We start from the raw sequence: 7033 nt of genomic DNA on the forward strand, positions 1-7033 counted from the left end.
AATATCATTGGATAAATTTTCACCATATCTTTTTGTGTAGCCATACTTATGATAAAATTATTTTTATAATTTTCTGACTTAGGGGAGGTCATTAAAGTGGTGAACATATCTGTCTTTTTATTAATGTGCATATTATTAATTATTTTGCCTGGCCCTGATACGGCGATCGCAACAAAGAATACACTTACCGTAAGCAGAAAGGGAGGCTTACAGACTTTACTCGGTTCGTGCTGTGGATTATTGATCCATACTTTTGCGGCGGTTATTGGACTTTCCGCGATTATTGTAAAGTCAGCATATGTATTTACCATTTTAAAATACGTCGGCGCGGTCTATTTATGCTATTTAGGTGTTAAAACCTTATGGGCATTACGAGCAATACGTACACAGCCTCCAGTTGTACAAGACGAAACCCAAATTGATCACAAATATTCAGAGCAATCATGCTTTAAACAAGGCTTCTTAACGAACGTTACAAACCCAAAGGTAGCTGTATTTTTTCTAACATTTTTACCTCAGTTTGTAGATGGCAAAAGCGGTACATTTATACCGTTTCTTATAATGGGGCTTATTTATACTGCATTAACTGGATTTTGGTTTGTGTTCTATGTTTACTTGTTGGATAAAATTAGCGCATTTATGAAAAAGCCAACGACAAAGGCTGTCATCGAAGGATTGACAGGTACAGTGTTAATTGGCTTTGGCATTAAATTGGCATTAGAGAAGGCCCACTAAGATTAAAATCTTTTTTGTTTTAAAATAAAGTTTGATTAAATTAATTCTAATAACATTGATAAATGAACAAGCAGAAAGAGCATGTTTTGAAAAAAGATTGGTCAAAACATGCTTGTATTTAATCAACCGATGCACTTTTTTTATAAGTTGCAATAGAGAAGCCACTAGCCATTGTAAAAAAAGGGCTGAAAATAACAAGAATCTATTTTCTTTAGTCCAGTAGTTAAAAATATGAGTTTCGCACACTCCATCGGCGATTCGACTTTCGAAAGTGGTTGTATAATAATATTCTTTGATTTCCTAACTAGATATAGATTTTACAGTACTATGCATTTATGTTAAAATACTGGTGATTCCTGTGGAATAAGCATAATCTTTTTTCGTTTTTTGCTTATTTAAAGGTAAACTACAGTGAAAATCAATTTCTTTATAATAGTCTAATATAATGTTACGCTTTAAATTGCAGGAGGAGTTTAAATGAAGAAAAGACCAGAACGGTTAAAAGAAGCTTTAAATGTTAGTGAAATCACCCCCACAAAATTACGTAGCAAACTAAAAACTCTTGACGAACTAACTATAATAGATTGTTTTGAAAAATTTGCTAACGATACAGCAATAGAAGAAAAACTATCTGAATTACTCCGTGAAAACAGTAAAGAAATAAATATTGAAATATTAATGGAGCAATTGAAGCAACGTAAAGATATTTATACAATTGTTTACATTATATTTTCATCGCTTCGTAAAAAAACTGAAAGACTAAGTGACTACAGAATACAAAGTATTGTTGATGAAGCATTTTACGAGTTTAAATTAACAAATTCTGCTATGGAACGAGAGCTTAACCGTCAACAAATCGAAAAGCTCGTACTAGATGAAGAGTTTAAGCAATTATGTTACAAATATATTTATAATACTTTAGAGGAATATATCAGTAGGGATGACACTCTAGAGGATTTTGGAAACATCGATGAATTAACTATTGAAGTTTTCGCAGCCATTATATACGAAATGTTATTTGTACAAACGGATATCCATTTAATTAAAACTAATTCAACGGTTTAATGAAAGCGGTGTTTGCAAACGACCATCCATGCGAAAGCACATCATTCACTTTCGCATGAGCGATCAAACTAATGATGCCTAAATGCTAAAAAGGCGCCTTTTCTGGCATTTTAAAAAATACTCAAACCGCCATTTTCAAGATACAGTGTTTCCGTTGAAAAAATAAAATAAATCTCTCCAACCCCAGACGATTCATCATCCACTTTAAAATATTTGTACTCCCTGATTTTGAGATAATCCAAATCTAATGTTTGAATAGCTGAAAATACATCTTCTTCTGTCTTCACCAAATTTCGAATTACAGTTCCAAAATCAAAGTTTTGCGGGATTTCGTCATCTTCTACTCCCCCCGAAAATGTATGGTCATATACATCTTCGTGAAGTTCAAACACTCTATATTTAGTTAGAAGAAAAGGAAGCCAATGCTAATAATAATGCCCGTAAAGATTAAAACGAATAAACAGAAGCCCATTATATCTCTAGCCTTTAAGCTAGCGATTGCAAGGGCTGGAAGTGCCCAGAACGGTTGAATCATATTCGTCCAAGCGTCACCCCACGCGATAGCCATAGCGGTTTTAGCGTAGTCGGCACCTAAAGTGGTTGCAGCATCTAGCATAATAGGAGCTTGCACCGCCCATTGTCCACCGCCTGATGGAACAAAGAAGTTAACAAGTCCTGCTGAGAAAAATGTGAACAAATAGAATGTATGTTCATTAGAAATATTAACGAACCATTCTGAGAATACAGCAGCTAAACCAGAAGCGGTCATCATACCCATAATTCCTGCATAAAACGGGAATTGGAAAATTATACCCGTTGTTGTTTTAATAGCATCCTGTGCAGCAGCAAGGAAACGCTGTGGTGTCCCATGAAAAATGATACCCAACACAATAAAAATCGTATTAACCACATTTAAATCAAGAACAAAGCCTTTCGTAATAAAATGATGTACTAAATATATAAGTCCAATAATACCAATTAAAATCGTTAAAATATAACTACGTTCAGAGCGGCTGGCAAAGTTGTTTTCGGGTTTAGGCAGCTCTGTTTTTTCTTCTACTAATAAAGCAGGGTCAACCTCAACCGTATCTTCTTTCTTTGGCATCATCCAACGATTAAACAACGGTAAAGTGAAGACGATAACAATGACTATGAATAAGTTATAAGTTGAAAATAGTGTAACATTTGTTGGGATGATACCCATAATGTCAGCAAACTTATGACCTTCAGTCGCAATGGATAACGGAATAGAACCAGCTAATCCGCCATGCCAAATAACAAAGCCTGAATAGGCACTAGCAATTAATAAACGATAATCTACCTTTTTAACATGACGCGCAATTTCCTTTGCAAAGAGGGCACCAATGACAAGTCCGAATCCCCAGTTAATCCAGCAAGCTATTAGTGATACGAAAGTAACAATGATAATAGCCATGCCTGGTGTTTTTATTTTACTTGCAATGGCTGATAGTCCTTTTTTAAAGACAGGACTATTCGCTAAAATATGACCTGCAGCTAAGACGATCACCATTTGCATTGTGAATGCTAATAATTCCCAAAAACCATCTCCCCAATAAATCACCATATCGAGCGGAGAAGAATCTGTTAATGCAACCCCTAAAAGTAATACTAATACTGTGAGTATAGTGACAAATATGTATGGGTCAGGTAAATATTTTTCCATGATAGCATTCGAAATTCTTGTTAACGTTTTCATGTTAGAAATCCCCTTTCCTTTTCTGCCATCCCTTATTGCTAATTTTACATAGAAAAATGAATAAAGAAAGATGAAATGCGTATTAAGCACAATAAATGAGACGTGATGTAGAAATAAAATGGTAATTGTTATCGCGTAATTAAATATTATTGAGATCATAACAAAGCCTTATTGCTATTGTATTTATCTCCTTATTTTTAAGAAGGAGGATTAGTAGGAAATGAGGAGAATTTATTACTAAATAGGGGATTTGGGAATATTGTTTATAACAAATTAGAATAAATAGGGGGTATCTATATGGAGTTGCGAGATTTAAAAGCATTTATGGCTGTTGTTGAACATGGAAGCTTTACAAAGGCGGCTAATAAATCCTTTATATCACAGCCTTCATTAAGCAAGAGCATTAGAAAGTTGGAGAATGTTCTTCATGTAGAGTTATTAAACCGCTCTACACGCAATATAGAATTAACAGACGCTGGTAGTATCGTCTATAAACAAGGACAAAAAATAATACGTTCTGTACATGATTTACATATATTATTGGATGATTTATCGAACATCGAAACAGGTACGATTAAATTAGGGATTCCGCCGTTAATTGGTACACTATTTTTTCCTGAAATCGCGCGAAAGTTTCATAAGCAGTATCCAAAGGTACATTTAGAGCTTGTGGAACGTGGAGCTAAAATGATCGGAACATTAGTAGAAAATGGCGATGTTGATATGGGGATTGTTGTTATACCTACAGATGAAAGAAAATTTGCAGTCCAATCATTTGTGGAAGACCAGTTTTTTGTCTTTATGAATGAATCCCATCCATTGGCTCAGCAAGAACATATTCTATTACAAGATTTAAAAAATGAGACATTTATTATCTTTACAGAGGAATTCACACTGCATGATTATGTTATTAAATCATGTAAAAGCGCTGGATTTACACCAATAATCGGCTATAAAAGCTCACAATGGGATTTAATAGTGGAGCTAGTATCATCGAATTTAGGGGTGACGCTTTTACCCTATTCAATAGCAGCAAAGCAGACGAATAAAAATGTCAAAATTATTCCGTTACTTAATTTTGACATGCCATGGCGTTTAGGTGTTATTACGAAGAAAAATACATATCAATCTTTTGCCTTAAAGCAGTTACTCAATACAATACGTTCTGAAAATTGATTTATGCACTTTTAGAATAAATAGTATTCCAATTAATTCCTTTACTTATAAAATAGTATTGAGGTAGAATTTTTCTTAATAAGTGAGCAATTTTAGGGGGTTTCGATATGGGGATGGGAAAAGTGTGGAATTCGTTTGAGGATGCCGTCGCTGATATTAAAGATGGAGATACATTGGCAGTAGGGGGCTTCGGGCTATGTGGTATCCCTGAAAAATCAATTGCGGCACTAGTCCAAAGGGGAACAAAGGACTTAACAGTTGTAAGCAATAACTGTGGCGTGGATGATTGGGGTTTAGGGCTTTTATTAGCAAATAAACAAATCAAAAAAATGATTGCATCCTATGTAGGTGAAAATAAAATTTTTGAGCAGCAATTTTTAAGTGGGGAGCTTGAAGTAGAATTGACACCACAAGGTACGTTGGCAGAGCGTATGCGAGCTGGCGGAGCTGGAATTCCAGGCTTTTACACAGCTACTGGAGTTGGAACACCCATTGCTGAGGGGAAGGAAGTAAAGGTTTTTGATGACAAGGAATATATTTTAGAAAAAGGTATTATTGCAGATTTTGCCCTTGTCAAAGCATGGAAGGCAGACAAGCTAGGAAATTTAGTTTTCAGAAAAACATCACGTAATTTTAATCCACTAGCAGCAATGGCGGGAAAAATTACGATTGCAGAAGTAGAGGAAATTGTTGAAGTAGGAGAGCTAGATCCAGATCATATTCATACGCCCGGAGTGTTCGTGCAGCGCGTTTTACTAGGTGGCAATTATGAGAAGCGTATCGAGCGTTTGACGGTGAAAAAGGGGGATGCGTGATGGCGGATACAAGACAAAGAATCGTAAATAGAGCGGTAAAAGAAATCCAGAATGGTATGAACGTCAATTTAGGTATTGGTATCCCAACGCTAGTGGCCAATGCAATTCCGGCTGATTATGACGTCCTTTTACAATCAGAAAACGGACTTCTTGGTATTGGGCCATACCCAGTAGAAGATGCGGTGGATCCCGATTTAATTAATGCAGGTAAAGAAACGGTAACAGCTGTTCCTGGCGCTTCTTTCTTTGATAGTGCCGAATCATTTGCCATGATTCGTGGCGGTCATATAGATCTTGCTATTTTGGGTGGTATGGAAGTATCTGAAACGGGTGACCTTGCGAACTGGATGATCCCAGGGAAAATGGTGAAAGGTATGGGAGGCGCCATGGACCTTGTAGTTGGGGCAAAAAGAGTAGTCGTCGTGATGGAGCATGTCAATAAAAACGGAGAATCAAAAATAAAAAAACAATGTGAGCTACCGTTAACAGGAAAAGGCGTTGTGCATAGATTAATTACTGATTTGGCTGTTTTTGATTTTTCGGATGTAGGGATGCAGCTTATTGAATTAGCAGAGGGTGTTACTTTAGAGGAAGTACAAGAAAAGACAGCGGCTTCCTTTAGTGTTGCCTTAACAAGATAAAAATGTAACCAGCTCTTTGATAGGGCTGGTTATTTTCCATTAGAGGTGTCAATCACTTGAGCAGAATTGTCTCTTCGCGGGTATTTCTGAAGAGCATGAAGGTTGATTGTAATTTTTCAGACTATTGGCTGTTCTCTAACTCTATTTGGCAAGTATACAATGTTTGAAAAGGAGAAAAATAAACGATGAGACAACGATGGTCAGATGAATTACAGGTGGCACAAGTACGCGTTGCACGGCCAACTGATAAATTAAAGGAAATTGAAGAATTTTATTGTGAAGGCGTAGGGTTAGAAAAAATCGGCTCCTTTTCAGGACATCGAGGCTATACTGGTATCATGATTGGTCTTCCGAATGCGGGATATCATTTAGAGTTTACAGAGCATATTGAAGGAAGTCCTTGCCCAGCACCGACAAACGATAATTTGCTCGTATTGTATATTCCAAAGCGTTCAACCATACAGCGTATTGCTGAACGTTTATTACAAATGGGTTACCCTGAGGTAGAGCCAGAAAATCTGTATTGGGCCGAAAAAGGTGTCACAATTGAAGATCCCGATGGCTGGCGTATCGTATTGATGAACACAGAGGGTATTTAAATCGGTACGAGCTTACGTTTTTTATACCCTTAGTGGTATATGATAGCGGGCTTTAATATTGAAAGGTCGAAAAGGTATCTGGAAAAAACTTTTGTCTGAAGCAAATTAGTAAATAGAAAAAAGATACCCCCTTCGTTATGATATGCTCCCCTTTAGGTAGACAGATTAAAAAATAAAAATCTGTTTATCTAGGGGGGCATTTTTTTATGGCTCGAAGTAACCACTCAAAAGATGAAAAATTAGCAGTTCTAAGACTTCTTTACAAAGGACAAAAGACAATTTCAG

9 protein-coding genes are annotated in these 7033 nt (G+C 36.2%); 6 read left to right on the forward strand and 3 right to left on the reverse strand.

What is annotated here, in order from left to right:
- Positions 1-123 precede the first annotated feature (123 nt).
- Positions 124-735 (forward strand): LysE family translocator, encoded by a 612-nt coding sequence (locus AC1DCY_RS23095; protein ID WP_477353871.1) that lies wholly within the window; start codon positions 124-126, stop codon positions 733-735.
- Here the strand turns inward: AC1DCY_RS23095 and AC1DCY_RS23100 are convergent.
- Positions 718-1032: a hypothetical protein gene (locus tag AC1DCY_RS23100; protein WP_477353873.1), complete on the reverse strand. Its 315-nt coding sequence runs from the start codon at positions 1030-1032 to the stop codon at positions 718-720. The genes AC1DCY_RS23095 and AC1DCY_RS23100 overlap by 18 nt on opposite strands.
- 180 nt (positions 1033-1212) lie before the next feature.
- Between AC1DCY_RS23100 and AC1DCY_RS23105 the strand changes: the two genes are divergently transcribed.
- Positions 1213-1800 (forward strand): hypothetical protein, encoded by a 588-nt coding sequence (locus tag AC1DCY_RS23105; RefSeq protein WP_477353858.1) that lies wholly within the window; start codon positions 1213-1215, stop codon positions 1798-1800.
- 110 nt (positions 1801-1910) lie between these two features.
- Here the strand turns inward: AC1DCY_RS23105 and AC1DCY_RS23110 are convergent, their stop codons facing one another.
- A complete protein-coding gene (locus tag AC1DCY_RS23110) occupies positions 1911-2192 on the reverse strand; it encodes a hypothetical protein (protein ID WP_477353860.1) in 282 nt (93 codons plus the stop codon).
- Between the two features lie 11 nt (positions 2193-2203).
- Positions 2204-3517, reverse strand: coding sequence for a short-chain fatty acid transporter (locus AC1DCY_RS23115; protein WP_477353862.1), 1314 nt, complete (start codon positions 3515-3517; stop codon positions 2204-2206).
- Between the two features lie 297 nt (positions 3518-3814).
- Here AC1DCY_RS23115 and AC1DCY_RS23120 point away from each other — a divergent pair, with 297 nt between their 5' ends.
- The 4 genes from AC1DCY_RS23120 (at position 3815) to AC1DCY_RS23135 (ending at position 6748) form a co-directional block, all read left to right on the forward strand.
- Positions 3815-4693 (forward strand): LysR family transcriptional regulator, encoded by an 879-nt coding sequence (locus tag AC1DCY_RS23120; RefSeq protein ID WP_477353864.1) that lies wholly within the window; start codon positions 3815-3817, stop codon positions 4691-4693.
- Between the two features lie 107 nt (positions 4694-4800).
- On the forward strand, positions 4801-5508 hold the full coding sequence (locus AC1DCY_RS23125; RefSeq protein WP_477353866.1) for a CoA transferase subunit A: 708 nt from the start codon (positions 4801-4803) through the stop codon (positions 5506-5508).
- Complete coding sequence (locus AC1DCY_RS23130) at positions 5508-6149, forward strand: 3-oxoacid CoA-transferase subunit B (RefSeq protein WP_477353868.1); 642 nt, start codon at positions 5508-5510, stop codon at positions 6147-6149. The genes AC1DCY_RS23125 and AC1DCY_RS23130 overlap by 1 nt, the downstream gene beginning before the upstream one ends.
- Positions 6150-6334: 185 nt before the next feature.
- Positions 6335-6748 carry a VOC family protein gene (locus tag AC1DCY_RS23135; protein WP_477353869.1) on the forward strand — a complete coding sequence of 138 codons (414 nt, stop codon included), beginning with the start codon at positions 6335-6337 and terminating at the stop codon, positions 6746-6748.
- Positions 6749-7033: the final 285 nt, after the last annotated feature.

It is taken from the genome of Lysinibacillus sp. 10T31, from assembly GCF_056394365.1.